The 25,975-nt window shown below is 68.6% G+C and carries 24 protein-coding genes and 2 tRNA genes; 6 read left to right on the top strand and 20 right to left on the bottom strand.

Annotation, left to right across the window (positions count from 1 at the left end; all coding sequences use genetic code 11):
- Positions 1-52: 52 nt before the first annotated feature.
- The 7 genes from mreD to OG623_RS23840 form a co-directional block, all read right to left on the bottom strand.
- On the bottom strand, positions 53-715 hold the full coding sequence (mreD, locus tag OG623_RS23870; RefSeq protein ID WP_406149133.1) for a rod shape-determining protein MreD: 663 nt from the start codon (positions 713-715) through the stop codon (positions 53-55).
- 11 nt (positions 716-726) lie between these two features.
- Positions 727-1,794 carry a rod shape-determining protein MreC gene (gene mreC / locus OG623_RS23865; protein ID WP_406149132.1) on the bottom strand — a complete coding sequence of 356 codons (1,068 nt, stop codon included), beginning with the start codon at positions 1,792-1,794 and terminating at the stop codon, positions 727-729.
- Positions 1,795-1,912: 118 nt separating this feature from the next.
- Complete coding sequence (locus OG623_RS23860) at positions 1,913-2,932, bottom strand: rod shape-determining protein (RefSeq protein ID WP_406149131.1); 1,020 nt, start codon at positions 2,930-2,932, stop codon at positions 1,913-1,915.
- A gap of 454 nt (positions 2,933-3,386) precedes the next feature.
- The gene (ndk, locus tag OG623_RS23855) at positions 3,387-3,800 is read right to left on the bottom strand and encodes a nucleoside-diphosphate kinase (RefSeq protein WP_103516217.1); all 414 of its coding nucleotides are present in this window, start codon (positions 3,798-3,800) and stop codon (positions 3,387-3,389) included.
- Positions 3,801-3,907: 107 nt separating this feature from the next.
- Complete coding sequence (locus tag OG623_RS23850) at positions 3,908-4,270, bottom strand: DUF4233 domain-containing protein (RefSeq protein ID WP_406149129.1); 363 nt, start codon at positions 4,268-4,270, stop codon at positions 3,908-3,910.
- 4 nt (positions 4,271-4,274) lie between these two features.
- Positions 4,275-5,798, bottom strand: coding sequence for a bifunctional folylpolyglutamate synthase/dihydrofolate synthase (locus OG623_RS23845; RefSeq protein ID WP_406149128.1), 1,524 nt, complete (start codon positions 5,796-5,798; stop codon positions 4,275-4,277).
- 134 nt (positions 5,799-5,932) lie between these two features.
- Positions 5,933-8,554 (bottom strand): valine--tRNA ligase, encoded by a 2,622-nt coding sequence (locus tag OG623_RS23840; protein ID WP_406149127.1) that lies wholly within the window; start codon positions 8,552-8,554, stop codon positions 5,933-5,935.
- A gap of 139 nt (positions 8,555-8,693) precedes the next feature.
- On the opposite strand from OG623_RS23840, the gene OG623_RS23835 reads away from it, so the two are divergent.
- Entirely contained in the window at positions 8,694-9,704 is a 1,011-nt protein-coding gene (locus OG623_RS23835) for a hypothetical protein (RefSeq protein WP_406149126.1), read from the top strand.
- 73 nt (positions 9,705-9,777) lie between these two features.
- Here the strand turns inward: OG623_RS23835 and OG623_RS23830 are convergent, their stop codons facing one another.
- The 7 genes from OG623_RS23830 to OG623_RS23800 form a co-directional block, all read right to left on the bottom strand.
- Positions 9,778-10,083 (bottom strand): helix-turn-helix domain-containing protein, encoded by a 306-nt coding sequence (locus OG623_RS23830; RefSeq protein ID WP_406149124.1) that lies wholly within the window; start codon positions 10,081-10,083, stop codon positions 9,778-9,780.
- The gene (locus OG623_RS23825) at positions 10,080-10,412 is read right to left on the bottom strand and encodes a type II toxin-antitoxin system RelE/ParE family toxin (protein ID WP_406149123.1); all 333 of its coding nucleotides are present in this window, start codon (positions 10,410-10,412) and stop codon (positions 10,080-10,082) included. Before OG623_RS23825 ends, OG623_RS23830 begins: the two co-directional genes overlap by 4 nt.
- 142 nt (positions 10,413-10,554) lie before the next feature.
- Positions 10,555-11,853 (bottom strand): ATP-dependent Clp protease ATP-binding subunit ClpX, encoded by a 1,299-nt coding sequence (gene clpX, locus OG623_RS23820; protein ID WP_406149122.1) that lies wholly within the window; start codon positions 11,851-11,853, stop codon positions 10,555-10,557.
- A 157-nt stretch (positions 11,854-12,010) separates the two neighbouring features.
- Positions 12,011-12,694 (bottom strand): ATP-dependent Clp protease proteolytic subunit, encoded by a 684-nt coding sequence (locus OG623_RS23815; RefSeq protein ID WP_362886120.1) that lies wholly within the window; start codon positions 12,692-12,694, stop codon positions 12,011-12,013.
- Between the two features lie 67 nt (positions 12,695-12,761).
- Positions 12,762-13,367, bottom strand: a complete 606-nt coding sequence (locus OG623_RS23810) for an ATP-dependent Clp protease proteolytic subunit (protein WP_406151973.1) — start codon at positions 13,365-13,367, stop codon at positions 12,762-12,764.
- Positions 13,368-13,639: 272 nt separating this feature from the next.
- On the bottom strand, positions 13,640-15,070 hold the full coding sequence (tig, locus tag OG623_RS23805; RefSeq protein WP_406149121.1) for a trigger factor: 1,431 nt from the start codon (positions 15,068-15,070) through the stop codon (positions 13,640-13,642).
- Positions 15,071-15,220: 150 nt separating this feature from the next.
- Positions 15,221-15,297 (bottom strand) — tRNA-Pro (locus tag OG623_RS23800).
- 167 nt (positions 15,298-15,464) lie between these two features.
- Here OG623_RS23800 and OG623_RS23795 point away from each other — a divergent pair.
- Positions 15,465-15,538: transfer RNA gene (locus OG623_RS23795), tRNA-Gly, on the top strand.
- A 164-nt stretch (positions 15,539-15,702) separates the two neighbouring features.
- On the opposite strand, the gene OG623_RS23790 is transcribed toward OG623_RS23795, so the two are convergent.
- On the bottom strand, positions 15,703-15,897 hold the full coding sequence (locus OG623_RS23790; protein WP_205020323.1) for a hypothetical protein: 195 nt from the start codon (positions 15,895-15,897) through the stop codon (positions 15,703-15,705).
- Positions 15,898-16,389: 492 nt separating this feature from the next.
- Between OG623_RS23790 and OG623_RS23785 the strand changes: the two genes are divergently transcribed.
- Positions 16,390-17,553 carry an acyltransferase family protein gene (locus tag OG623_RS23785; RefSeq protein WP_406149119.1) on the top strand — a complete coding sequence of 388 codons (1,164 nt, stop codon included), beginning with the start codon at positions 16,390-16,392 and terminating at the stop codon, positions 17,551-17,553.
- A 48-nt stretch (positions 17,554-17,601) separates the two neighbouring features.
- On the opposite strand, the gene OG623_RS23780 is transcribed toward OG623_RS23785, so the two are convergent.
- A complete protein-coding gene (locus OG623_RS23780; RefSeq protein ID WP_406149117.1) occupies positions 17,602-18,102 on the bottom strand; it encodes an HD domain-containing protein in 501 nt (166 codons plus the stop codon).
- Between the two features lie 152 nt (positions 18,103-18,254).
- On the opposite strand from OG623_RS23780, the gene OG623_RS23775 reads away from it, so the two are divergent.
- Positions 18,255-19,433 (top strand): cation:proton antiporter, encoded by a 1,179-nt coding sequence (locus OG623_RS23775; RefSeq protein WP_406149116.1) that lies wholly within the window; start codon positions 18,255-18,257, stop codon positions 19,431-19,433.
- 125 nt (positions 19,434-19,558) lie between these two features.
- Here OG623_RS23775 and OG623_RS23770 read toward each other — a convergent pair whose 3' ends face one another.
- The 3 genes from OG623_RS23770 to OG623_RS23760 form a co-directional block, all read right to left on the bottom strand.
- Positions 19,559-20,704 carry a PP2C family protein-serine/threonine phosphatase gene (locus tag OG623_RS23770; RefSeq protein WP_406149114.1) on the bottom strand — a complete coding sequence of 382 codons (1,146 nt, stop codon included), beginning with the start codon at positions 20,702-20,704 and terminating at the stop codon, positions 19,559-19,561.
- Positions 20,705-20,781: 77 nt separating this feature from the next.
- Positions 20,782-21,594 carry an Fpg/Nei family DNA glycosylase gene (locus tag OG623_RS23765; protein WP_406149113.1) on the bottom strand — a complete coding sequence of 271 codons (813 nt, stop codon included), beginning with the start codon at positions 21,592-21,594 and terminating at the stop codon, positions 20,782-20,784.
- 81 nt (positions 21,595-21,675) lie between these two features.
- Entirely contained in the window at positions 21,676-22,164 is a 489-nt protein-coding gene (locus OG623_RS23760) for a ribose-5-phosphate isomerase (protein ID WP_406149111.1), read from the bottom strand.
- A 248-nt stretch (positions 22,165-22,412) separates the two neighbouring features.
- Between OG623_RS23760 and OG623_RS23755 the strand changes: the two genes are divergently transcribed.
- Positions 22,413-23,852 carry an amino acid permease gene (locus tag OG623_RS23755; protein ID WP_406149109.1) on the top strand — a complete coding sequence of 480 codons (1,440 nt, stop codon included), beginning with the start codon at positions 22,413-22,415 and terminating at the stop codon, positions 23,850-23,852.
- A 90-nt stretch (positions 23,853-23,942) separates the two neighbouring features.
- On the top strand, positions 23,943-25,259 hold the full coding sequence (locus OG623_RS23750; protein ID WP_406149107.1) for an FAD-binding oxidoreductase: 1,317 nt from the start codon (positions 23,943-23,945) through the stop codon (positions 25,257-25,259).
- On the opposite strand, the gene OG623_RS23745 is transcribed toward OG623_RS23750, so the two are convergent.
- The gene (locus tag OG623_RS23745; protein WP_406149105.1) at positions 25,240-25,833 is read right to left on the bottom strand and encodes a biotin transporter BioY; all 594 of its coding nucleotides are present in this window, start codon (positions 25,831-25,833) and stop codon (positions 25,240-25,242) included. The genes OG623_RS23750 and OG623_RS23745 overlap by 20 nt on opposite strands.
- Positions 25,834-25,975 lie beyond the last annotated feature (142 nt).

Genomic DNA, 25,975 nt, shown 5'->3' with positions numbered 1-25,975 from the left:
ATGCTGGTGGGTCGGCCGGGGGTACGGGGGTTACCCCCGGAAGGAAACAGCCTCACAGTCGCTTGACCCCCTTGATCCTTCCTGCGCGTGCGGCACGGCCGCGGGCTGCCCTCAGGCGCATCCCGCCCCGCTGGCTGCCGATCCGAAGGCCGGTGCCGGTGGCCAGCCAGCCGGCGGCGACATCGCCGCTGCTGGAGCTCTCGGCGACCGGGTCGTTCTCGGTGCGTCTGGCGAGCGCCATGATCAGTGGAACGATGAACGGCGCCAGGAGCAGGTCGTACACCACGGCGGTGAACAGCAGGCTGGCCAGGCCCACATGCCGGGCGGCCGTGTCGCCGACGAGGGCGCCGACACCCGCGTACAGCAGCGTCGACCCGAGCGCCGCGACGACGACGAAGGCCATCGGGGTGAAGGCCGACTTGAGCTGGCCGATCGAGGGCCGCGCCAGGCCTGCGCAGTAGCCGATGACGCAGAGGACCAGGGCGTAGCGCCCGGCGGCGTGGTCCGCGGGCGGTGCCAGGTCGGCGAGGAGGCCCGCGCCGAAGCCGATGAAGGCGCCGCTCACATGCCCGTAGACGAAGGCGAGTCCGAGAACGACGAGGAGCAGCAGGTCGGGGGTGGCCCCGGGGAGCTGGAGACGGGCGAGGACGGACACCTGGATGACGAGGGCGACCACGACCAGGATGACGGAGAGCAGCGTCCGGTTGAAGCGCATGGGGATCAGCTCTATTCCTGCTCGTTCGCCGCGTCACCGGCGGCCGTGTCGGTGTCACCGGCTGCCGTGCCGGCATCACCGGCCGCGTCGGGGGACGCCGTCGCGTCGGGATCGTCGTTGATGTTCCCGACGACCTTTCCGCTGCCGTCGACGAGGTCGCCGTTCGGCTGGGCGGTGACCGTGACGGTCGGGGTGGGCTTGGGCTTCGCCGGCTTCTTGGGCTGCGCGGGCAGGACCAGGTCGCGGGGGTCCTCGCGGGGCGCTTGGACGACGATGCCCACGATGTCGAGCTTGGTGAAGCCGACGTACGGGCGGACGGAGACGGTCCTGGTCAGGTCGCCGCCCGACGGGTCGACGCTGACGACCTCGCCGACCGGCACGCCGGGGACGAAGGGCTTGTCCTTGCTGGAGCCGAAGGTGACGAGACGGTCGCCCTTCTTCACCTCGGCCTTGCCGTTGAGGAACTGCACCGACAGCGGCCGGGACCCCTGGCCGGTGGCGAAGCCGAGCTCGTCGGTCTTCTCCATCCGGGTGCCGACGGTGAAGTCGGGGTCGCTGGCCAGCAGGACGGTCGCGGTGTTCGGTCCGACCGTCGTCACCCGGCCGACGAGCCCTTCGCCGTTCAGTACGGTCATGTCGCGCCGCAGGCCGTCCTTGGCCCCTGCGTCGATGGTGATCGTCCAGGAGAAGCCCTGGGCCGCTCCTATGGCGACGACCTGGGCGGCCTTGATGCCGTACTGGCCGGCACCGGCGCTCTTCAGCATGGTGTCGAGCTGCCGGACCTTGCTGGCGTTGCGGTCGTCGCTGCCGAGCTTCGTCTTCAGCTCGGCGTTCTCGTGCTCCAGGGCCGCGATCCGGTCGTGCCGGTCACCGGATTCCCGCACGGCGCCGATGGCGTTGCCCACCGGGTCCACCGCCGCCGAGACCCCGTTCTCGACCGGTCCGAAGACCGTGGCGGCGGCCTGCCGCGCTCCGTCCACCGGCGATGCCTCGCCACCGCGGATATCCACCGTGATCAGGGCGAATGCGATGGCGATCAGCAGCACCAGGAGCAGCCGGCTCTCTCGTGTGTCCCTCACGTGCGGCGGCCGTGCCTTCCTCGTCGGAATGTTCGTGCCTGTATGCGGAATGTTCGTGCCTGTATACCGACGTTCCGCCGCACGGGACGACAGTGCCCGTACGGCGGAACGGCGTGTCCTACCGTCGGGGCTGGGCGTCCAGCACCTGCTGGAGTGCCTCGAACTCCTCGACGCACTTACCGGATCCGAGAGCCACCGAGTCCAGCGGGTCCTCGGCGATGTGGATCGGCATGCCCGTCTCATGACGGAGCCGCTCGTCGAGACCGCGCAGGAGCGCGCCGCCGCCGGTCAGGACGATGCCCCGGTCCATGACGTCGCCCGAGAGCTCCGGAGGGCACTTGTCGAGCGTCGTCTTCACGGCGTCGACGATCGCGTTGACCGGTTCCTCGATGGCCTTGCGGACCTCGGTCGCGGAGATCACCACGGTCTTGGGCAGTCCCGAGACCAGGTCGCGCCCGCGGATCTCGGTGTGCTCGTCCTTCTCCATCTCGAAGGCGGAGCCGATCGTGATCTTGATCTGTTCGGCCGTGCGCTCACCGAGGAGGAGGGAGTACTCCTTCTTGATGTGCTGGATGATCGCGTTGTCCAGCTCGTCACCCGCGGTCCTGATCGACTGGGCGGTGACGATCCCGCCGAGCGAGATCACCGCGACCTCGGTGGTGCCTCCACCGATGTCGACGACCATGTTCCCGGTGGCCTCGTGGACCGGCAGGCCGGAGCCGATGGCCGCGGCCATGGGCTCCTCGATGATGTGCACCTGACGGGCGCCGGCCTGCGTCGACGCCTCGATGACGGCGCGACGCTCGACCCCGGTGATACCCGAGGGCACACAGACGACGACGCGCGGACGGGCCAGGTAGCGGCGCTTGTGGACCTTGAGGATGAAGTAGCGGAGCATGCGCTCCGTGATCTCGAAGTCGGCGATCACGCCGTCCTTCAGGGGCCGCACGGCCACGATGTTGCCCGGTGTGCGCCCGATCATCTTCTTTGCCTCGGCGCCGACCGCCAGGATGCCGCCGGTGTTGGTGTTGATGGCCACGACGGACGGCTCGTTCAGGACGATGCCGCGCCCCCTGACGTACACCAGCGTGTTGGCAGTCCCGAGGTCGATAGCCATGTCACGGCCGATGAACGACATTGAGTTCCCCTTGTTCCCCATGAGGATGTGTCGGGCCTTCCCAAGAAGCGAAGAATGGCTTGTTCGAGGTAGGCGAGGGTTGGCGCTGCGGGCGTGGAAGCTTCCATCGTAGTGCCGTATGCACGGACACAGCGCGAGGGTCCTTCGCCGTGGCGGGTGGAACGGCTACCCGTTCCACCCATGGTGACGTTACGTCGGAGGGATGCGTTCCCGCGATACGTGACCCTATGCCGAAGGGCGACCGAATTAGGCCGACCGGCACATGTGGGGTGGGTGAAGGAGCGGGGTTGGGCGCGTGCAGCTGCAAGGCGGAGGAGGGAGGCAACGCGGAGCGTTGTCGACTGACGACAACGCCGCAGATGTGCGTGCCCAACCCCGCGACGCCGCCCCTCATGTGCCGGTCGGCCTAGCTTCGGTCGCCCCAGGTGCTTGGCGCTGATTGGCGGAGCCGAAGTCAGGAAAGTCCGGGAAAGAACAGCTTGAGTTCTCGCTCCGCGGACTCCTCGGAGTCCGAGGCGTGGATGAGGTTCTCCCTGGTGATCGTGCCGAAGTCGCCACGGATCGAGCCGGGCGCGGCGGCGATCGGGTCGGTGGGGCCGGCCAGGGCACGGATGCCCTCGATGACCCGCTCGCCTTCGGCCACAAGGGCGACGACGGGGCCGGACGCCATGAACTCGACGAGCGGCTCGTAGAACGGGCGGCCCTTGTGCTCGCCGTAGTGCTGCTCCAGGGTCTCCTGGTCGAGCGTGCGCAGCTCCAGCGCGGTGATCGTCCAGCCGGCCTTGCGTTCGATACGGCCGACGATCTCGCCGATCAGCCCACGTCGTACGGCGTCGGGCTTGAGAAGGACGAGGGTGCGCTGAGTCATGTACGGCTCCTAGCAGACTTCCGGTGCGGGTGAGGGCGAGATTACAGGGGTACGCGAACGGCCTCGCGGCCGGGTTTACTCCGCGTCAGCCTTTGGCCTCAAGTAGATCAGGCCGGAGCTTCCGCGCTCTCCTGCGCCTCGGCCTGGGCCGCCCACCGCGCCTTGGCCTCGTCGATCCTGCGACCGTAGTGCACCGAGGCCCACCACAGCGCACCGAAGATCACACCGAGGATGAACATCATCGGAACGAAGAATCCGCTCAGCACCAGCAGGACCTGCAGGGCCCAGCCCAGCTGCACCCCACCGGGCCGGGTGATCACACCGCACAGCAGGACCGACAGCAGCATGCCGATACCGCAGACCATCCACACCGTGCCCATGGACAGGTCGTCGGACTTCATCGCCACGAGTCCGGCGAAGCCGATGACGAAGAATTCACCGATCAGCGTCGATGCACAGAGCGTACGCACAGGGTCAGCGCCTTCCCAGGAGCAGCCGGGCCTCGCCGACCGTGATCACGGATCCGGTCACCAGGACTCCGGCGCCCGCGTATTCGGCCTCTTCCTCGGCGAGGGTGATGGCCGCCTCCAGCGCATCGTCCAGGCGCGGCTCGACCTGCACACGGTCGTTGCCGAAGACCTCGACCGCGACCGCGGCCAGGGCGTCCGCGTCCATGGCGCGCGGGCTGGAGTTCTGCGTGACGACGACCTCGGCGAAGATCGGCTCGAAGGCTTCGAGCAGCCCCCGCACGTCCTTGCCGTCACTCGTGCCGACGACCCCGATCAGCCGGGAGAAGCCGAACGCCTCGGAGATCCCCTCGGAGGCGGCCAGTGCGCCGGCCGGGTTGTGCGCCGCGTCGAGGACGACCGTGGGGCTGGACCTGACGACCTCGAGCCGGCCCGGCGAGAGCACCGAGAGGAAGGCCTTGCGGACCGATTCGATGTCGAGGCTGTGACTCTGCTCGGCGCCGATACCGAAGAAGGCCTCGACGGCTGCGAGCGCCACCGCCGCGTTGTGCGCCTGGTGCGCGCCGTAGAGCGGGAGGAAGATGTTGTCGTACTCGCCGCCGACGCCCCGCAGGGTCAGCAGCTGGCCGCCGACCGCGACCTCCCGGGAGACGATGCCGAACTCCATGCCCTCACGGGCGACCGTGGCGTCCACCTCGACGGCCTTCTTCAGCATCACCTGGGCGGCGTCGACCGGCTGCTGGGCCAGGATCACCGTCGCGTCCTGCTTGACGATGCCGGACTTCTCCCCGGCGATCTCCGCGGGGGTGGAGCCGAGGCGGTCGGTGTGGTCCAGCGAGATGGGGGTGACGACGGCGACCGAGGCGTCGATGACGTTCGTCGCGTCCCAGGTGCCGCCCATGCCGACCTCGACGACCGCGACATCGACCGGCGCGTCGGCGAAGGCCGCGTACGCCATGCCCGTCAGCACCTCGAAGAACGAGAGCCGGTAGGGCTGCTGGGTGTCGACCATCTCGATGTACGGCTTGATGTCGTTGTACGTCTCGATGAAACGCTCGGCGTCGACCGGGGCGCCGTCCAGGCTGATCCGCTCGGTGATCGACTGGACGTGCGGGGAGGTGTACCGGCCGGTGCGGAGCTCGAAGGCGCCCAGCAGGGCCTCGATCATGCGGGCCGTGCTGGTCTTGCCGTTGGTCCCCGTGATGTGGATCGAGGGGTACGCGCGCTGGGGCTCACCCAGCACGTCCATCAGGGCCGCGATACGGGTCACCGACGGCTCGAGCTTGGTCTCGCCCCAGCGTCCGGCGAGCTCCTGCTCCACCTCGCGCAGCGCCCGGTCGGTCTCGGGGTCGGCGGGGCGGTCGGGGACGGCCTCGCCCTGCGGCGGACCTGACTGGGTGCGCAGCGTCCGGCTCCCGGCCTCGATCACCGCCAGGTCGGGGTCGCGCTGGGTCTCTTCGTCGACGATCTCCGCGAAGGTGTCGTCGGGATCGGACGCGTCGTGCCGGTCTGAAGGGCGGGGCTCACTCACGGGGCCAGTCTACGGATGGCCACGGACATCGTGCGCAGCGCCCGCCGCCGCGCTCCCCCGGGGTCGGCTTCGCAGTACGGCGAAGCCCCCGCGCTCCCGGTCGGTCGGGGCGCGGGGGCTTGGTGATCAGGTCATCAGCCCTTCGGCAGGCTCGCCAGCTGGGCGGTGATCCGCTCGATGTCGCTCTCGGCCTTGGCGAGCCGGCCACGGATCTTGTCGACCACGTTGTCCGGGGCCTTGGCCAGGAATGCCTCGTTGCCGAGCTTGCCGGTGGCCTGGGCCTTCTCCTTCTGCGCGGCCTCCAGGTCCTTCGTGAGCCGCTTGCGCTCGGCCTCGACGTCGATGGTGCCCGAGAGGTCCAGCGCGACGGTCGCGCCGGCGACCGGCAGTGAGGCGGTGGCCTGGAAGCCCTCGCCCGCGGGCTGCAGGCGCAGCAGCTGCCGGATGGCCGCCTCGTGGGGCGCGAGCGCCGTACCGCTCAGGGTGAGCTCGGCCGGGACCTTCTGGCCGGGCTGGAGGCCCTGGTCGTTGCGGAAGCGGCGGACCTCGGTGACGACCTGCTGGACGAGCTCGATCTCCTTCTCGGCCGCATCGTCGCGGAAGCCGGAGTCGGTCGGCCAGTCCGCGATGACGACGGACTCACGGCCGGTCAGCGCGGTCCAGAGCGCCTCGGTGACGAACGGCACGATCGGGTGCAGCAGGCGCAGCATCACGTCGAGGACCTCGCCGAGGACCCGGCCCGAGACCTCGGCGGGACGACCGCCCGCGAAGAAGATGGTCTTGGACAGCTCGACGTACCAGTCGAAGACCTCGTCCCAGGCGAAGTGGCGCAGCGACTCGCTGATCTTCGCGAACTGGAAGTCGTCGTAGAAGGCGTCGACCTCCGCGACCGTCTTGTTCAGCCGCGACAGGATCCAGCGGTCGGTCACCGACATCTCGTCGGCGGACGGCAGTTCGCCCTCGATCGTGGCGCCGTTCATCAGCGCGAAGCGGGTGGCGTTCCAGATCTTGTTGGAGAACTTCGCGGACCCCTGGACCCAGTCCTCACCGATCGGGACGTCGGTGCCCGGGTTGGCGCCACGCGCGAGGGTGAAACGCAGCGCGTCGGAGCCGTACTTGTCCATCCAGTCCAGCGGGTTGACCACGTTGCCGAAGGACTTCGACATCTTCTTGCCGTGCTCGTCGCGGACCATGCCGTGCAGGACGATGGTGGAGAACGGCGGGACGCCGTCGTTGACGTACAGGCCGAACATCATCATCCGGGCGACCCAGAAGAAGAGGATGTCGTAGCCGGTGACCAGGACGGAGTTCGGGTAGAACTTCGCGAGGCTGTCGGTCCGTTCGGGCCAGCCCAGCGTGGAGAAGGGCCACAGGCCGGAGGAGAACCAGGTGTCCAGGACATCGCTGTCCTGGGTCCAGCCCTCGCCGGTGGGCGCCTCGTCGTCCGGTCCGACGCAGACGACCTCGCCGTTCGGGCCGTACCAGACGGGGATGCGGTGACCCCACCAGAGCTGGCGCGAGATCGTCCAGTCGTGGAGGTTGTCGACCCAGTCGAAGTACCGCTTCTCCATCTCCTGCGGGTGGATCTTGACGCTGCCGTCGCGGACCGCGTCACCGGCGGCCTTGGCGAGCGGGGCGACCCTGACCCACCACTGGAGGGAGAGGCGCGGCTCGATGGTGGTCTTGCAGCGCGAGCAGTGGCCGACGGAGTGGACGTAGGGCCGCTTCTCGGCGACGATCCGGCCCTCGGCGCGCAGGGCGGCGACGATGGCGGAGCGGGCCTCCAGGCGGTCCAGGCCCTGGAAGGGGCCCGGGACGGTGATGACGGCGCGCTCGTCGAGGACGGTGAGGAACGGCAGGTCGTGGCGCTTGCCGATCTCGAAGTCGTTCGGGTCGTGGGCCGGGGTCACCTTGACGGCGCCCGTGCCGAACTCGGGGTCGACGTGGTGGTCGGCGACGACCGGGATCGTACGGTCGGTCAGCGGCAGCTTGATCTGCTTACCGACCAGGTGCCTGTAGCGCTCGTCGTCGGGGTGGACCGCGACGGCGGTGTCCCCGAGCATCGTCTCGGCGCGGGTGGTGGCGACGACGATGGTCTCGTCGCCCTCGCCGTACGTCATGGAGACGAGCTCGCCGTCGTCCTCCTGGTACTCGACCTCGATGTCGGAGATCGCGGTGAGGCAACGGGGGCACCAGTTGATGATGCGCTCGGCGCGGTAGATCAGCCCGTCGTCGTACATCTGCTTGAAGACGGTCTGGACGGCCTTGGACAGGCCCTCGTCCATGGTGAAGCGCTCACGGGACCAGGCGACGCCCTCGCCGAGCCGGCGCATCTGGCCCGAGATCTGGCCGCCCGACTCGTTCTTCCACTTCCAGACGCGGTCGACGAACGCCTCACGGCCGAGCTCGTGGCGGGACTTGCCCTCCTTGCCCAGCTCACGCTCGACGACGTTCTGGGTCGCGATGCCGGCGTGGTCCATGCCCGGCTGGTAGAGCGCCTCGAACCCCTGCATCCGCTTGCGACGGACCAGGGCGTCGATCAGCGTGTGCTCGAAGGCGTGGCCCAGGTGGAGGGATCCGGTGACGTTGGGCGGCGGGATGACGATGGAGTACGGCGGCTTCTCGCTGTTCTCGTCGACCTCGAAGTAACCGCGTTCTACCCAGCGCTCGTACAGCTTCCCCTCTACATCGGCCGGCGCGTACTGGGTCGGCAGTTCGGGGATGCTGGCTGGCTGCTGCGCTGCGTTCTCGGTCACGGCAGACAGTTTAGGGGCGTCACAGTCCTGCACTGAAACCGGTTTGTTCAGTAACGGTGTACACCCGGATGTCCCATGTGAGCGGTGCTTCCGTCAGGATGTTCGGAACGCGTAAGCATCACGAACAGGGGACAGCGTAATGAGCTACAACCAGCCGGGCCCGTACGGCGGGCAGCCGCCGCAGGGCCAGCCCGGACCGTACGGCCAGCAGCCGGGCCCGTACGGCGGTCCGCCGCCGCAGGGTCCGCCCCAGGGCCCCCCGCAGGGCCAGCCCGGCTACGGCTACCCGCAGCAGGCCCCCCAGGGTGTCCCGCCGCAGCAGCAGCCCCCGCAGGGCTACGGCTACCCGCAGGGCCAGCAGCCGGGCCCGTACGGCCAGCAGCCGCCCACCCCGCCGTACGGCGGCCAGCAGGCGTACCCCGGCATGCCCCCGCAGCAGCCGGCCCCGAAGAAGAAGACCGGCCTGATCATCGGCGCGGCCGTGGTCGCGCTGGCCGTGGTCGCGGGCGGGGTGTACTTCCTGACCTCGGGCGGCGGTTCGAGCAGCAGCGACGTGGCGGACTCCACCAAGGGGTACAAGCTCACCCCGGCCGCCACGGTGGACGACTACAAGCAGGACACCTCGGACTCCTCCTCCTCCTCGGACACCATGACGAGCAAGGAGAAGGCCGAGGCCGAGGCTGTGGGCATCAAGGATGCCCACAAGGCCGAGGCCCAGTACCTGAGCGGCGACCTCGACAAGAATCCCCTCACGACCAAGATGCTCATGCTGTACGGCAATTGGGGTGACATCTCCGACCCGGCGAAGGCTCTCGACGGCATGTTCGCTCAGGCCAAGATGGGGATGGCCGCGAGTGATGACGCCAAGACCTCTCTGGTCGGCAGCCCCACGGACGTCACGCCTCCCGGCTTCAAGGACGCGTTGATGAAGTGCCAGAACATGAAGGTGGTCAACGACCAGGCCGACGGCGACCTGGCGAACGGCCCCGCGGATATGACCACGCCGGTCTGCGTCTGGGCCGATTACAGCACCGTCGGTGCGGTCATCGGCGTCGACATCGGCGCGGCCATGACCAACAAGTCCATGACCCAGGACGAGGTGGCGGCTCTCGCGGCCAAGCTCTACAACACCTCCCGCACCAAGGTCTGATCCCGCACAGCGCGAGAGGGGCGCCCGGCCGGTGGCCGGGCGCCCCTCTCGCGTATGTGGTGTGTGCCACCGATCAGAGCTTCACAGACACGTTTCCGACGGTGGCCAGTATCGTCAACTCGCCTCCGATGGCATGCAGGTAGGCCGACATCGTCGAAGTGTCCAGTCGCACTCCACCACGCTCGATCTGGCTGATCCGCCCCTGAGTCACGCTCATCGCCTTCGCCACCTGCACCTGGGTCATCCCCTGGGCCTTCCGGAGTGAGGCCAGTTCATGCCCCCGCTCCGCGTCGACCATCTCGCTCTTGAGCGCGTCGATGCGAGCACGCTTCTCCGGCGTGATGTCTGCCGTGAGATCGGCCATGCTGCCAAGATTCATCCGTTGTCCTCCTCCTTCAGGGCTTCAAGGTAAGCCATGTACCTGGCATCGGCTTCTTTGATCGCCTTCGGGTACCAGGCCGCCCACTGCCGCCCGCTCGCCTTGTTCCCGGCAACGAGGAACACCGCTCGTCGCACCGGGTCGAACACGAAAAGCATCCGGATACTGACGGTGCTGCCGCTGCGTGGACGAAGCTCGCGCATGTTGCGGTAGCGGCTGTCCTCGACAGCCCCCACCGTCGGGCGCCGTAACGCAGGACCGACCTCCTGGAGGCGCTCCAGTGCAGCGATCACGTAATCATGGCTATCCGGATCCTCCTTGGCCAGCACGTGAATCCATTCCAGGACATCTGCGAAGAATCTGATTTCGTACGGACCATCCACAGGAAGGAATATTAGCACAGACTAATACTTTGGGTGCGAGAAAAGACGCCCGGCCGATGGCCGGGCGCCCCTTTCGTGTCGGCTGCCGCTACGCGGACTTCTCGTGGCGGCCGTCGTCGTTCTTGCCGATCGCGCGCGGTTCGCGCGGGACCAGGGTCGGGTTGACGTTGTTGCGGACGACGTCCGGGGTGATGACGACGCGGGCCACGTCCTTGCGGGACGGGACGTCGTACATCACGGACTGCAGGACCTCTTCCATGATGGCGCGCAGACCACGCGCGCCGGTCTGGCGGAGGATCGCCTGGTCGGCGATGGCCTCAAGCGCCTCGCGCTCGAAGTCCAGCTCCACACCGTCGAGTTCGAACAGTCGTTGGTACTGCTTCACCAGGGCGTTACGCGGCTCGACCAGAATCTGGAGCAGCGCCTCGCGGTCCAGGTTGTGGACCGAGGTCAGCACCGGGAGGCGGCCGATGAACTCGGGGATCATCCCGAACTTCACCAGGTCCTCCGGCATGACCTCCTGGAACTGGTCGCTCGCCTGGATCTCCAGCTTGGAGCGGATCGTGGCCCCGAAGCCGATGCCCTTGGCGCCGGCCCGCGACTCGATGATCTTCTCCAGGCCCGAGAAGGCACCGCCCACGATGAACAGCACGTTCGTCGTGTCGATCTGGATGAACTCCTGGTGCGGGTGCTTCCGTCCGCCCTGCGGCGGTACGGAGGCGGTGGTGCCCTCCAGGATCTTCAGCAGGGCCTGCTGGACGCCCTCGCCCGATACGTCGCGCGTGATCGACGGGTTCTCGCTCTTGCGGGCGACCTTGTCGATCTCGTCGATGTAGATGATCCCGGTCTCGGCCTTCTTGACGTCGTAGTCGGCGGCCTGGATCAGCTTCAGCAGGATGTTCTCGACGTCCTCACCGACATAGCCGGCCTCCGTCAGCGCCGTCGCGTCCGCGATGGCGAACGGGACGTTGAGCATGCGGGCCAGCGTCTGGGCGAGGAGCGTCTTGCCCGAGCCCGTGGGGCCCAGCAGCAGGATGTTGGACTTGGCCAGCTCGATGGCGTCGTCGCGATTCGCGCCGCCGCCGTTCTCCCCGGCCTGGACCCGCTTGTAGTGGTTGTACACAGCGACCGAGAGGGCCTTCTTCGCGGGCTCCTGCCCGACGACGTACCCCTCGAGGAACTCGTAGATCTCGCGCGGCTTGGGGAGCTCCTCCCACCGCACCTCGGAGGTCTCGGCGAGCTCCTCCTCGATGATCTCGTTGCAGAGATCGATGCACTCGTCGCAGATGTACACACCGGGTCCCGCGATGAGCTTCTTCACCTGCTTCTGGCTCTTTCCGCAGAACGAGCACTTGAGCAGGTCGCCGCCATCACCGATGCGTGCCACGAGGTGCTTCCCCTTCGCCTGGGAGCAGCCTGGTTCAGCGGCTCCTGGTGCCTCTATCCGACGGTACCTTGCCTGGCCCCCCGTTCGGGCCCCCCTTGGCACGGTTCACACGGCCGAGGCCGGTGCGGGTGGACTGTGCCAAGGGGAAAGACCGACGTCAGACGGACGCGCCTGCGGTGGTCTTACGGGTGGACACGATCTGGTCCACCAGACCGTACGCGAGTGCGTCGTCGGCGGTAAGGATCTTGTCGCGCTCGATGTCCTCGCTGATCTTCTCCAGCGGGGTCGTGGAGTGCCTGGCCAGCATCTCCTCGAGCTGGGTGCGCATCCGCAGGATCTCGTTGGCCGCGATCTCCAGGTCGGAGAGCTGCTCACGGCCGGTCTGCGAGGACGGCTGGTGGATCAGCACACGGGCGTGCGGGAGCGCCATGCGCTTGCCCGGGGTGCCGGCGGCCAGCAGGACGGCGGCCGCGGAGGCGGCCTGGCCCATGCAGACCGTCTGGATGTCCGGCTTCACGAACTGCATCGTGTCGTAGATCGCGGTGAGCGCGGTGAACGAGCCGCCGGGGCTGTTGATGTAGATCGAGATGTCACGGTCCGGGTCCATCGACTCCAGGCACAGCAGCTGCGCCATGACGTCGTTGGCCGAGGCGTCGTCGATCTGGACGCCGAGGAAGATGACGCGCTCCTCGAAGAGCTTCGCGTACGGGTCGTACTCACGCGTGCCCTGCGAGGTCCGCTCCACGAAACGGGGCACGATGTAGCGGTTGTCCACCTGCGGGCCGGTGTAGAGGCCGCTCGCTGAGGCGCCGGAGAGGTTGTTCATGTGGGTGTTCACCATCCTGGTGGCGTTCATGTGGGCTGGAGGTCTCGGCGTACGAGAGGGTGCGGGGTGGTGCGCGCCTGGATCAGGCGCCGGTGCCGCCGCCGCCCGGGATGCCCGACGCGGCCGAGATGATCTCGTCGATGAGGCCGTACTCCTTGGCCTCTTCTGCGGAGTACCAGCGGTCGCGGTCGCCGTCGCGGATGATCGTCTCCACGGTCTGACCGGAGTGGTGGGCCGTGATCTCCGCCATCCGCGTCTTCGTGCGGAGCAGGTACTGCGCCTGGATCTTGATGTCCGAGGCCGTACCGCCGATGCCGGCCGAGCCCTGGTGCATGAGGATGTCGGTGTTCGGGAGCGCGAAGCGCTTGCCCGTCGTGCCACCGGTGAGCAGGAACTGGCCCATCGAGGCCGCCATGCCCATACCGATGGTGACCACGTCGTTCGGGATGTACTGCATCGTGTCGTAGACCGCGAAGCCTGCCGTCACCGAGCCGCCGGGGCTGTTGATGTAGAGGTAGATGTCCTTGTCGGGTTCCGCGGCAAGGAGCAGAAGCTGTGCGGTGATCTTGTTGGCGATGTCATCGTCGACCTGCTGACCGAGGAAGATGATGCGCTCGCCGAGCAGTCGGCTGTAGACCTGGTCACCGAGGCCTCCACCGAGGGACGGCTCTCCGGCGGCGTAGGGCATCAGATTCGTCACGTATCCACCTGCTCGTCTCTGACGGCTCCGGCCGTCTCAGCGTCTTCGTACCGGGGTGGGCCGGGACTACCCGACCCTTCCTCTTCATGGACCCTAACGCGCAGGTGGGACAACGCCATCCCGCTTCCCCAACTGTTCGCTGGGAGCGCAAGGTAAGCAGTGGGCACAAGGGTTCCCGGGGCGGGCCGACACGACGACGGGCCCCGGACGGCAACGTCCGGGGCCCGTCGTGCGGATCAGATCAACGAGCGGGGCGAGGCTCAGGCCTCGTTCTTCTCGTCCTTCTTCTCGGCGGCCTCGGTGGCGTCGGCGGCCTCGGTGGCGCCCTCGACGCCCTCGGCCGTCTCGGTGGCCTCGCCGTCCGCGTCCGCCGCGTCCTCTTCGTCCTCGAGCTCGACGATCTCACCGTTGGTGTCGGTGACCTTGGCGGCCTCGACGACGACGGCGAGCGCCTTGCCGCGGGCGACCTCGCCGACGAGCATCGGCACCTGGCCGCCTTCGACGACGGCCTGGGCGAACTGGTCGGGGCTCATGCCGGAGGACTGCGCGCGCCGCATGAGGTGCTCGGTGAGCTCCTCCTGGTTGACGTTCAGCTTCTCCTTGTTGACGAGCTCGTCAAGGATGAACTGGGTCTTGATGCCCTTGATGGCCTGCTCGGAGGTCTCGTTCTCGAACTCCTCCAGGGTCTTGCCCTGGATCTCGAGGTACTTCTCGAGGTCGAGGCCCATCTGGCCGAGCTGGTGGTGCTCCAGGTTGTGCTTGCGGGTCTGGACCTCGTCCGCGAGGAGCTTCTCGGGGATCGGGACCTCGGCCAGCTTGAGCAGCTCCTCGAGCACGCGCTCCTGGGCCTGGGTGGCCTGGTCGTACTGCTTGGTGCTCTCCAGGCGCTTACGGCTGTCCTCGCGGACCTCGGCGAGCGTGTCGAACTCGCTCGCCATCTGCGCGAAGTCGTCGTCCAGCTCGGGCAGTTCGCGGGAGGCGACGGCGGTGACCTTGACGGTGACCTCCGCCTCCTTGCCCTCGGCGGAGCCGCCCTTCAGCTCGGAGGTGAAGGTGGCCTCGCCACCCGCCTCCAGGCCGGTCACGGCCTCGTCGATGCCTTCGAGGAGCTCGCCGGAGCCGATGGTGTACGAGACACCGGCGGCCACGCCGTCCTCGAGGACCTCTCCGTCGACCTTGGCCTCCAGGTCGATGGTCACGACATCGCCGTCGGCGGCGGCGCGCTCGACCGGGTTGGTCGAGGCGAAGCGCTCACGGAGCTGCTCCACGGCCTTGTCGACGTCTTCGTCGCTGACTTCGAGTGCGTCCACGGTGACCTCGATACCGGAGTAGTCCGGGATCTCGATCTCGGGACGGACATCCACCTCGGCGGTGAAGGCCAGCAGGTCGCCGTCCTTGAGCTCGGTGATGTCAACCTCGGGCTGGCCCAGAACGTTGAGCTCACCCTCGTTGACAGCCTCGGTGTAGAACTTCGGGAGGGCGTCGTTGACGGCCTCCTCCAGAACAGCACCACGGCCGAACCGCTGGTCGATGACGCGGTTGGGGATCTTGCCCTTACGGAAGCCCTTCACCGTGACCTGCTGGTTGATCTTCTTGTACGCCGCGTCGAGGCTGTCCTTGAGCTCCTCGAAGGGCACCTCGATGCTGAGCCGAACCCGAGTCGGGTTCAGGGTCTCCACGGCGCTCTTCACGGTTCGGTCTCCTTGGTGGCTGACTTCTTGGGGTTCTGCTGGGCCGCCGAGAGGCGGCTTCGCGGATCGAGCCCGGTACATCAGACACACGGGCACGCAATTTGCATAGTAACGGCAAGGGGGAGGACTCCCACAATGCGATCTTGCTGGTGGTCGGGGTGGCCGGATTCGAACCGACGACCTTCCGCTCCCAAAGCGGACGCGCTACCAAGCTGCGCCACACCCCGTCGGTGCGACACGTAGGGTACATGCAGAAGCGCACCGCGTCGGCCGCTTCGCGTAGGGGGTCCCGGGGTCCGTCGTGGGGGCACACCGATACGGGTGTGCGCGCACCGTCCCCGACCCGCTACGATGCTGTGCGTACCGAGGTCCACGGACCTGCGGTGCGGTGCTTGCGGGCGTAGCTCAATGGTAGAGCCCTAGTCTTCCAAACTAGCTACGCGGGTTCGATTCCCGTCGCCCGCTCCAACGGCTCAGGGCCGGGCGGAGGTCTTCCCTCCGCCCGGCCCTGAGGCGTTTCCGTGGCCCCGCCCGCTTACGCGCCGCCCGTCGTCTTCCTGTTCCGCCGTGCGTGGACGCACGGAAGGGGCCCGGCCGGCTGCGGGCCGCCGGGCCGGGCTTCGGGGTGTGCCTCAGAAGCTGATCTGGTTGATCGTGTCGGCTATCGAGTTCATGAATCTGTTGATCGAGGGCGCCATGCCGGTCGAGGCCAGGAAGAAGCCGAAAAGCACAGCGACGATCGCCGGGCCCCCCTTGATGGATCCACCGCGGATCAGCACCACCAGGACGATCCCCAGCATCAGCACCACAGACAGTGAAATGGCCACGACTGATCACACCCTTGGTCGGTCCGCCTTGCCGGCCCGGTGGCGTGCGACCAGCACACCTCCGTCGCTCCCATCGTGCCACCAACTCCCCTGTGGCTGCTGACGGGTGATGAAGAGACATGACCGGATCGCGCCATCCTCGCGCCCGCGTGCCCCCCCGCGCGCGCCGTGGTGCGATCCGGCGCACACAGGGGCAGAGGCGGTGCAGGGGCGCGGGTCGGGCCTAAACTGTGCGCCTGCTGTGCGCAGAGCGGTTCGCATATCGATCAACGTGACCGTTTCCATATCCCCACACTTCATTCACGGCGATTCGCCGGACGTTCGTGCGACGAAATTCACTCCCCCCAACCACCCGCCGATATGCCCCATTTAAGGCGGATGAATCACTACGTAACGGGCGGTTTTCGACGGTTTCACTTTCGAATGGCTGGGAACACGCGATATCCCTTGAGAGTTTTACGCGTACGGATCGACGGGTCTAAGGTGCATGAGATGTCTAAAGCTCCCAGCGAAATTCAGAGGGCCCCGATCACCCCGGAGAGCCGGGAGTCGGAGCCGAGACACGAGCAGGTCCTGACCGGTACGGGTGTCTCCTCCCCCGCAGCCGAGACCGCTCCGGCCGGTGGTGCGGCGTCCAAGCCGGCCAAGCGCCGTGACGCGTACTTCGACAATGTGAAGTATCTCGCGATCGTGCTCGTCGCCGTGGCCCACGCCTGGGAGCCGGTGATGGACGGCAGCCGCACGACGCGCGCGCTGTACATGGTCGTGTACACGTTCCACATGCCGGCGTTCATCCTGGTGTCGGGCTACTTCTCGCGGTCGTTCGACATGAGTTCGGCCAAGGTGAAGCGCCTCATCACCGGGGTCGTGGTGCCCTATGTGCTCTTCGAGACCGCGTACTCGCTCTTCAGGCGGTACGCCGGCGGCGTGGACGACACACCCATCACCCTGCTCGACCCGCTGTTCCTCACCTGGTTCCTGATCGCCCTGTTCATCTGGCGGGTCACCACACCGATCTGGCAGTCGCTGCGTCACCCGCTGCCGGTCGCCCTCGTGATCGCGGCGCTGGCCTCGCTGACACCCGACATCGGCGACGACCTGGACCTGCAGCGCGTCTGCCAGCTCCTGCCGTTCTTCGTGCTCGGCCTGCTGCTGAAGCCCGAGCACTTCCAGCTGGTGCGCCGCCGCGAGGTGCGGATGCTGTCGATTCCGCTGGTCGTCGGCGCCCTGGCCTTCGCCTACTGGGCCGCGCCGCGCATGCAGCTCGGCTGGTTCTACCGCAGCAACAGCGCCCAGGAGATGGACTTCCAGTGGTGGACGGGTCCCGTGATGACCCTGGCCATGTTCGGCTGCGCACTGCTGCTCACGACCGCCTTCCTGGCCTGGGTCCCGCGCCGCCCCATGTGGTTCACCGTGCTGGGCGCCGGGACGATCTGCGGCTACCTGCTGCACGGCTTCCTGGTGAAGGGCGCTTCCTACGCGGGCCTGTTCGACCGCTACGAGTGGCTCTCGGGCCCCCTGGGCCTGATCCTCGTGTCCGTCACCGCGGCCGTCGCCGTGACCCTGCTGTGCACCCCGCCGGTCCGCCGCGTACTGCGCTTCGCGACCGAGCCGGACATGAGCTGGGCGTTCCGCCGGAACCCCGCCAAGCGCTGAGTCCGTCCGGATCGGGCCCTCCCGCCGGAGGCCGGCCCCACCGGGGCGTCAGCGGTCCACGGGGTTGGCTTGATCCCGCTGTTCGGTGGGCCCGACTCCCCCGCCGAGCCCCAACAGGCCGCGTACCTGGGCATACTTCGCTGTGAGCCGGGTACGGGTCGCCGGTTCCAGGAGAGCGAGCCGGTCCGGGTCCGCGTTGTGCGCCAGATCCGACTCCTTGATCAACAGCGCCCCGGGCGTGGCGAGAATCCGCCCGGTGTACGCGACGAGGTCCTCGCCGTCCCGCTTGGTGACGGCGAGGACCATTTCCTTTACCCGCGACGGAAGCGGGGCCTCCGCCAGCCACTGCCGTGACAGCGCGCCGTCCTCGATCGCGTCGTGCAGCCAGGCGGCCGCCCTCTGCTCCTCGCTGCCGCCCCTGATCCGTACGCCATCGGCCACCGCGGCCAGGTGTTCCGCGTACGGGCGCCCCGCCTTGTCGGTCTGCCGGCGATGGGCCTCGCGGGCGATCGCCTCCACCTGGGACAGCGTCAGATACGGGCTCGTCATGGGTCCGACCGTACCCCCCACGGAGCAACATTTCGACGGGTCAACCGTTGCATCCCAAATCGTTCGGTAAACTAATTACTGACGATTCCTTGACGCACTCTTGACCGAACGAAGGAGACGGGCTCATCGGACACGCAGACACGCTCATCGCCATGGGGGGCGCCTTCCTCGCCGCCGCCGTCCTCGCCCGCGTCGGCGGCCGTATCGGGCTGCCGACCATCCCCCTGTTCATCCTCGCCGGGATCCTTCTCGGCGCACACACGCCAGGGGTCGTCCTTCTCGACGACCCGCACGACCTGGAGATGCTCTCCGCGCTCGGTCTTGTGCTGCTGCTCTTCTACCTGGGGCTCGAGTTCAAGCTCGACGACCTCAAAGCGGGTGGCCGCAAGATGGTGCTCGCCGGCACCGTCTATCTGATCCTCAACGTCGGCGCCGGGCTCGGCTTCGGCTTCGCCCTGGGCTGGGGCAACTCCGAGGCGCTGGTGCTCGCCGGGGTGATCGGCATCTCGTCCTCGGCGATCGTCACGAAGATCCTTGTCGACACGAAACGCCTCGGCAGCCCGGAGACCAAGCCGATCCTCGGCATCATCGTCGTCGACGACATCTTCCTCGCCCTCTATCTGGCCGCCCTCCAGCCGATCCTGTCGCAGTCCGACGGTCTCGGCGCCGCCCTGCGGGACGGTGGCAAAGCCTTCGGTTTCCTGTTGCTGCTGGCTCTCATGGCCCGTTTCGGCATCAAGTTCATCAGCAAGCTGATCAACACACGGGATGACGAGCTGCTGGTCATCTCCTTCCTCGGCGCCGCCGTCTTCGTGGCCGGTGTCTCCGAGTGGTTCGGGGTCGCGGACGCGATCGGGGCCTTCATGGTCGGTCTGATGCTCGGCAGCACGAGCTCGGGCGACCGCATCATGAAGCTGGTGCACCCGCTGCGGGACGCCTTCGGCGCGATCTTCTTCTTCGCCTTCGGACTCTCCATCAACCCGGGCGACCTGCCGAGCGTTCTGTGGCCGGTCCTGATAGCGGTCGCGCTGACCGTGGCGATGAACGTGCTCTCGGGCCTGTTCTCGGCACGGGTGTACGGCTTCGGCGCACTGCCCGCGTCGAACATCTCCACCACGCTGATGGCACGGGGCGAGTTCGCGCTCATCCTGGCCACCATGGCGGCGGGTGCGGGGCTCGACGAGCGGCTCTCCCCGTTCATCGCCGGATATGTGCTCGTCCTCGCGGTGCTCGCACCCCTGGCCGCGGGGCGCTCTCACTGGCTCGCCCGGATCCTGCCCGGAGGGCGGGCGAAGGACGAGGAGCGGGAGAAAGTGTCGGTCCCGGCGTGATGCCGCCCGGCTCGGGTGCGGGGCAGCCGTCCCGCACCCGGCACCGGGCCCCTTCACGTTGTGGTGACGCGAGGCCCTCGCCTTGACGCTCGTACGGTTTCCACCGGTTACGTACGATTCCCGATTCAGGCCTGACGGGACAGCAGCAGGAGCGCGCGGTCATCGTTGACGTCCTTCGCGCAGGCCTCGATCAGATGCCAGGCCGCTCCCTCGAAGCCCGTCGCGACATAGCGGTCGGCCTCGCCGGTGAGCCGGTCGATGCCGTCGGCGATGTCCCGGTCGGAGGCCTCCACCAGCCCGTCCGTGAAGAGCATGAGGACGTCCCCGGGCTCCAGCGAGCCCTTCACCGCGTCGAAGTCCGCCCCGTCGTACACCCCGAGCAGCGGTCCTTCGGCGGCCTTCTCCTCCCACCGGCCGCTGCCCGCGTGCAGTTGCAGCGCGGGCGGATGACCGGCGGAGAGGATCTCGTAGTCACCGGATTCCAGATCCAGGACGAGGTGGATCGAGGTGGCGAAGCCCTCGTCCCAGTCCTGGCGCAGCAGATAGCCGTTGGCCGCGGGCAGGAAGCCGTGCGGGGGCAGGGAGCCGAGGAGACCGCCGAAGGCCCCGGACAGCAGCAGGGCGCGGGAACCCGCGTCCATGCCCTTGCCCGAGACATCGGTGAGCACGACCTCCAGGGTGCGTCCGCCGTTGGTGCGGGCGGCGACGACGAAGTCGCCGGAGAAGGACTGGCCGCCGGCCGGGCGGAGCGCCATCTCGCGGTGCCAGCCACCGGGCAGCCGTGGCAGGGCGCTCTGGATCCGGATCCGCTCGCGGAGGTCGAAGAGCATCGTGCCGCCGCGTCGCCACGGCACCCCGACCCTGGCCCTGAACTGGGCGAGGACCAGCCCGAAGAAGCCGCAGGCCGCGACGACCAGGACGGTGCCCGGTGTGACCCTGGCAGGCCCTTCCATGTACGGGCCGAGGGCGATGGAATCCACGATCAGGGCGCCGGCCGCGGCCGCGTAGAGCCCCAGCAGGCTGGCCGGCCGCAGCAGCAGACCGCCCGCGACGATCGGCAGGGCGAGGGCGGTCGGGGAGCACCAGACCGGGTTGAGCAGGGTGGTGCAGGTGATGACGGGTACGAGGATCAGCAGACCGACCAGGGCTATCCAGTCCGCCCCGTCACCGCGGAAGTAGTCGACTCCGGACCTGCGCAGCGCGATGCGCGCCCGGTGTGCTGATCTTCTCCACCGGGCGGGGTAGGTGTCTGCTCCTCTGCGACGGGCCATTGCCGGGACCTTATCCACCCGACGGCCTCCGGTGCAGGGGGACCCGGTGACAATATGTTCGAAACACGTGGCCGGAACTATGTGGAGGGCTGGCAGGCCGGGCACCAGAAGAGGTTGCGGGCCGCCAGGTCGGCGGTGCGGATCTCGGTGCCGCAGATGTGGCAGGCCTGCCTGGCCCGGCGGTAGACGTACACCTCGCCGCCGTGGTCGTCGACCCGCGGGGGCCTGCCCATGGCCTCCGGGAGATGTTCGGGGCGGACCGTGTCGATGCGGTTGTTCCGCACGCCCTCACGCATGAGTGCGCCGAGGTCGGCCCAGATCGCGTCCCACTCGCCCCGGTCGAGGTCCTTGCCCGAGCGGTACGGGTCGATGCCGTGCCGGAAGAGGACCTCGGCGCGATAGACGTTGCCGACTCCGGAGACGACCTTCTGGTCCATCAGCAGGGCGGCGACCGTGACGCGGCTGCGGGAGATCCGCTGCCAGGCCCGCTCGCCGTCCTCGTCGGAGCGCAGCGGGTCGGGGCCGAGGCGGTCGTGTATCGCGCGCTTCTCGGGCCCGGTGATCAGGGCGCATGTGGTGGGGCCGCGCAGGTCGGCGTGGTGGGCGTCGTTGAGCAGGCGCAGCCGGACCGTTTCGGTGGGCGGCGGCGCCGGAGCCGTACCGAAGCCGAGTTTGCCGAAGAGGCCGAGGTGGATGTGGACCCAGACCGATCCCTCGAAGCCGAGGAAGAGGTGCTTGCCGTGCGCGTCGACGCCGGTGAACATCCGGCCGTCCAGCAGCGCAGCGCTGTCGGAGAACTTGCCCTGGGGGCTGCTCACCCGTGCCGGCCGGCCGGCGAACCGCTCATGGTGGTCCGCGGCGAGGCGGTGGATCGTATGCCCCTCGGGCACGGCATGTCTCCTGGTCGCGTCACGCGCTGTGCCGCCGGGCGTACGGCTCCGGCGGCACGAGGAACACGGGGTGGGGGCCGGTCAGCCCTGCTGCGGGTGGTGGGCCGGGATCGGGGGGAGCTCGCCGGTGTTCTCGTACTCCGAGAGCATCTCGATGCGCCGGGTGTGGCGTGCCGCGCCGGAGTACGGGGTGGCGAGGAAGATCTCGACGAACTTGGTGGACTCCTCCACCGTGTGCATCCGGCCGCCGATGGCCACCACGTTGGCGTCGTTGTGCTCACGGCCGAGCTCGGCGGTCTGCTCGCTCCAGGCGAGCGCGGCGCGGACGCCCTTGACCTTGTTCGCGGCGATCTGCTCGCCGTTGCCCGAGCCGCCGATGACGATCCCGAGGCTCTCCTTGTCCGCGGCCGTCCGCTCGGCGGCGCGGAGGCAGAACGGCGGGTAGTCGTCCTCGGCGTCGTAGATGTGGGGTCCGCAGTCGACCGCCTCGTGGCCGTGGGCGGTGAGCCACTCGACGAGGTGGTTCTTCAGTTCGAAGCCGGCATGGTCGGAGCCGAGGTACACGCGCATGGTGCGAAGTGTGGCACGGACGGGGCGGGGTAATCGTCAGCGGGGTCGGGACCCACCGGGCGTTCCGGGGATCCGGTTCAGGTCCGGTGCCTGTGCGCGGTGCCACAAGGGCAACGATCAGGTCAAAGACCGGAAGAGGGGGTTCCGATTCTGGTGTCGACCGGGCTTGAATGCGTGGCCTTGCCTCGGCCGTACCCCCGCCGAGGCAACACCGACACACGTGATCAGAAAACGTAAGGATTCGATCCATGACGTCGCAGTCGACGCTGACCGGCCCGGGCCAACAGCCCGGCGAGCCGGGCAAGCCGGGCTCCCCGGACGGCCTTCAGGCCGGCCTCAAGAACCGCCATCTCTCGATGATCGCCATCGGCGGCGTGATCGGAGCGGGCCTCTTCGTCGGCTCGGGCGCCGGCATCGCCGCCGCGGGGCCGGCCATTCTCCTGTCGTACGCGCTGGTCGGCCTGATGGTCGTGCTTGTCATGCGAATGCTCGGCGAGATGGCCGTCGCCCGGCCGAGCTCCGGTTCCTTCTCCGCCTACGCCGACCAGGCCCTGGGCCGCTGGGCCGGCTTCTCCATCGGCTGGCTGTACTGGTTCTTCTGGGTCGTGGTGCTCGCCGTCGAGGCCACGGCGGGCGCCAAGATCCTGGAGGGCTGGATATCGGGCGTTCCGCAGTGGGCGTGGGCCCTGATCGTCATGGTGGTGCTGACGGCGACCAACCTGGTCTCCGTCGGCTCGTACGGCGAGTTCGAGTTCTGGTTCGCCGGGATCAAGGTCGTGGCGATCGGCGCGTTCGTCATCGTCGGTCTGCTCGCCGTGTTCGGCGTCCTGCCGGGTGCGGACAACGCGGGGTCGGGCCTCGCCCACCTCACGGACGCCGGCGGGTTCTTCCCCGAGGGACCGGGGGCCATCCTCACGGGTGTGCTGATGGTCGTCTTCTCCTTCATGGGCAGCGAGATCGTGACGCTGGCGGCCGGTGAGTCCGAGAACCCGCAGCGGGCCGTCTCCCGGGCGACCAACAGCGTGATCTGGCGTATCGCCATCTTCTACCTGGGCTCGGTCTTCGTGGTCCTCACCCTGCTGCCGTGGAACGACCCCTCCATCGTCAAGGACGGTTCGTACGTCGCCGCGCTGAACGCCATCGGCATCCCGCACGCCGGCCAGGTCATGGACGTCATCGTGCTGACCGCCGTGCTGTCCTGTCTCAACTCCGGCCTCTACACGGCCTCGCGCATGGCCTTCTCGCTGGGCCGGCGCGGAGACGCGCCCAAGGCCTTCGCCCGGGTGAACGGGCGGGGCGTGCCGCAGGCGGCGATCCTCTCGTCCGTCGTGTTCGGCTTCGTCGCGGTGTTCTTCAACTACCAGTGGCCCGACACCGTGTTCGCGTTCCTGCTGAACTCCTCCGGCGCGGTCGCCCTCTTCGTGTGGCTGGTCATCTGCTTCACCCAGCTACGGATGCGCGGCATCATCCTGCGCGAAGCGCCCGAGAAGCTCGTCGTACGGATGTGGCTCTTCCCGTATCTGACCTGGGCGACGATCGCGATGATCTCCTTCGTCCTGGTCTACATGCTGACCGACGACGCCGGACGCGAGCAGGTGCTGCTCTCGCTGCTGGTCGCGGCGCTCGTGGTGGCCGTCTCGCTGGTGCGCGAGGCCCGCACCAGGAAGGCGGCGGCGCCGGTCGAGTGACCGTCGCGAATACCTGACGGTGGATGTCATGTATACCCGGAAGGCTCTCCCTCGTCCCGAGATCCCGCGAGCGAACGGAGAGCCTTCCTCATGACCGCCGTCCCCGCAGTCGACAGCTTCCAGACCGGCTTCGCCATCCGCCCCGACCTCCTGGTGGAGGCTTCGGACGCCGAGGACGTCAGGGCCGCGGTGCGGGACGCCGCGGCGCGCGGTCTGCCCGTCGTCGCGCACGCGACGGGGCACGGGCTGCCGGGCCCCGTCGAGGGCGGGGTGCTGATCCGTACCCGCCGGATGGACACCGTGCGGGTCGATCCCGAGCGCCCCACCGCGCGTATCGGGGCGGGCGCGACCTGGGCATCGGTCGTCGCCGCCGCGGCCCCGCACGGGCTCGCCCCGCTGAACGGCTCCTCGCCCGGTGTGGGCGCCGTCTCGTACACGCTGGGCGGTGGACTCGGCATCCTGGCCCGGGAGTTCGGCTACGCCGCCGACCATGTCCGCTCGCTGGACGTGGTGACAGCCGACGGCGTCCTGCGCCAGGTCACCCCGGAGAGCGAGCCGGACCTGTTCTGGGGGCTGCGCGGCGGCGGACACCGGCTCGGCATCGTGACGGAGCTGGAGATCGGCCTGGTGGCCGTGGAGCGGCTGTACGGCGGCTCGCTGGCCTTCGACGGGGACAAGGCCCCCGAGGTGCTGCGGCGCTATCTGGAGTGGACCCGGACCGTGCCCGAGACCTGCACCTCCTCGCTCGCGGCGCTGAGCTACCCCGACCTGCCGCAGCTCCCGGAGCCACTGCGCGGGCGGTACGTGGTCTCGGTGCGGGTCGCGTACACCGGGCCGGTGGCGGAGGGAGAGGCCCTGGTGGCACCGCTGCGGGCGATCGGGCCCGCGCTGTCCGACTCACTGCGGGAGATGCCGTACACCGAGAGCCACACCATCCACAGCGACCCGCCGTTCCCGCACGCCTACCACGGCGAGGGCCTGATGCTCCGCGACCTGGACGCCGCGGCGGCGGCGAGGGTGCTGGAGCTGACCGGGCCGAAGGCCCCGGCCATGACCGTCGTCCAGCTCAACCACCTGGGCGGCGCCCTGGCCACACCGCCCGCCGTGGACAGCGCGGTGCCCTACCGCGATGCGGGCTTCCTGCTGCGGCTGCTGTCACCGCTGGACGGTACGGACGTCCCCTCGGTACGGACGCTGTACGGCGAGGTGGCCGGGGAGACCGCGCCGTACGCCCTGGGCCGCTCGCTGAACTTCGCCTTCGGCGGCGGCGACCTGGCGCGGACCCGACAGGACCTGCACGAGCCCCGGACACGCGAGAGGCTCGCCGGTCTGGTGTCGCTTCACGACCCGGCGAGCCTCTTCGGTGGTGCCTACGGCGTCGACGGCGTCAGCCGCGGCGCCCGATGAGCTTCCAGGAGGCCGGCAGCGCGCCCATGGCCAGCGCGGCCTTGAGGGCGTCGCCGATCAGGAACGGCACCAGGCCGGCGGCGACGGCCGCGCCCATCGACATACCCGTGGAGAGCGCCAGGTAGGGCACGCCGACCGCGTAGATGACGAGGGATCCGGCCACCATCGTGCCCGCGGTACGCAGGACGGAGCGGTCACCGCCGCGGCGGGCCAGGCCGCCGACGACCGTCGCGGCGAGCAGCATGCCGAGGACGTAGCCGAACGACGCACCGCCGGGGCCCGAGCTGCCCTCGGAGAACCACGGCATGCCGGCCATGCCGACGAGCGTGTACACGGCGAGCGAGAGGAAGCCGCGGCGGGCGCCGAGCGCGGTGCCGATGAGCAGCGCGGCGAAGGTCTGGCCCGTGACGGGGACCGGGGAGCCGGGGACGGGCACGGCGATCTGGGCCGCGATGCCGGTGAGGGCGGCACCGCCGACGACCAGCGCCGTGTCCACGGCGTAGCGGTGCCGGGCTGCGGGCAGCAGGTCGGCGAGGACCGCTCCGGAACGGACGGGGGCGGCAGCAGTACTCATCGGGACTCCGCGGGTGAGGTCGGCAGGCAAGGACGGACTGAGGGTGACGTTAGCCGACTGAATATCCCTCGATCACCATCAGCCGCCCACAAACCGGTGGTTGAGGCTTTGGTTGGGTTCGAACAAAGAGCATCGCGCAATC

It is taken from the genome of Streptomyces sp. NBC_01012 (assembly GCF_045162755.1).
Lineage (GTDB): Bacteria > Actinomycetota > Actinomycetes > Streptomycetales > Streptomycetaceae > Streptomyces.
The sequence above is the reverse complement of the archived record's forward strand: the minus strand, read 5'-3'. Positions and strand labels throughout refer to the sequence as shown.

What these genes read in the sequence shown, in the direction of transcription:
- OG623_RS23835 (WP_406149126.1), top strand. Translation starts at nt 8,694, where the DNA reads ATGAGCTACAACCAGCCGGGCCCGTACGGCGGGCAGCCGCCGCAGGGC.
- OG623_RS23785 (WP_406149119.1), top strand. Translation starts at nt 16,390, where the DNA reads ATGTCTAAAGCTCCCAGCGAAATTCAGAGGGCCCCGATCACCCCGGAG.
- OG623_RS23810 (WP_406151973.1), bottom strand. Translation starts at nt 13,367, where the DNA reads ATGCCCTACGCCGCCGGAGAGCCGTCCCTCGGTGGAGGCCTCGGTGAC.
- OG623_RS23860 (WP_406149131.1), bottom strand. Translation starts at nt 2,932, where the DNA reads ATGTCGTTCATCGGCCGTGACATGGCTATCGACCTCGGGACTGCCAAC.
- OG623_RS23815 (WP_362886120.1), bottom strand. Translation starts at nt 12,694, where the DNA reads ATGGTGAACACCCACATGAACAACCTCTCCGGCGCCTCAGCGAGCGGC.
- OG623_RS23780 (WP_406149117.1), bottom strand. Translation starts at nt 18,102, where the DNA reads ATGACGAGCCCGTATCTGACGCTGTCCCAGGTGGAGGCGATCGCCCGC.
- OG623_RS23775 (WP_406149116.1), top strand. Translation starts at nt 18,255, where the DNA reads ATGGGGGGCGCCTTCCTCGCCGCCGCCGTCCTCGCCCGCGTCGGCGGC.
- mreD (WP_406149133.1), bottom strand. Translation starts at nt 715, where the DNA reads ATGCGCTTCAACCGGACGCTGCTCTCCGTCATCCTGGTCGTGGTCGCC.
- OG623_RS23755 (WP_406149109.1), top strand. Translation starts at nt 22,413, where the DNA reads ATGACGTCGCAGTCGACGCTGACCGGCCCGGGCCAACAGCCCGGCGAG.
- ndk (WP_103516217.1), bottom strand. Translation starts at nt 3,800, where the DNA reads ATGACTCAGCGCACCCTCGTCCTTCTCAAGCCCGACGCCGTACGACGT.
- OG623_RS23830 (WP_406149124.1), bottom strand. Translation starts at nt 10,083, where the DNA reads ATGAATCTTGGCAGCATGGCCGATCTCACGGCAGACATCACGCCGGAG.
- OG623_RS23760 (WP_406149111.1), bottom strand. Translation starts at nt 22,164, where the DNA reads ATGCGCGTGTACCTCGGCTCCGACCATGCCGGCTTCGAACTGAAGAAC.
- OG623_RS23745 (WP_406149105.1), bottom strand. Translation starts at nt 25,833, where the DNA reads ATGAGTACTGCTGCCGCCCCCGTCCGTTCCGGAGCGGTCCTCGCCGAC.
- OG623_RS23750 (WP_406149107.1), top strand. Translation starts at nt 23,943, where the DNA reads ATGACCGCCGTCCCCGCAGTCGACAGCTTCCAGACCGGCTTCGCCATC.
- OG623_RS23770 (WP_406149114.1), bottom strand. Translation starts at nt 20,704, where the DNA reads ATGGCCCGTCGCAGAGGAGCAGACACCTACCCCGCCCGGTGGAGAAGA.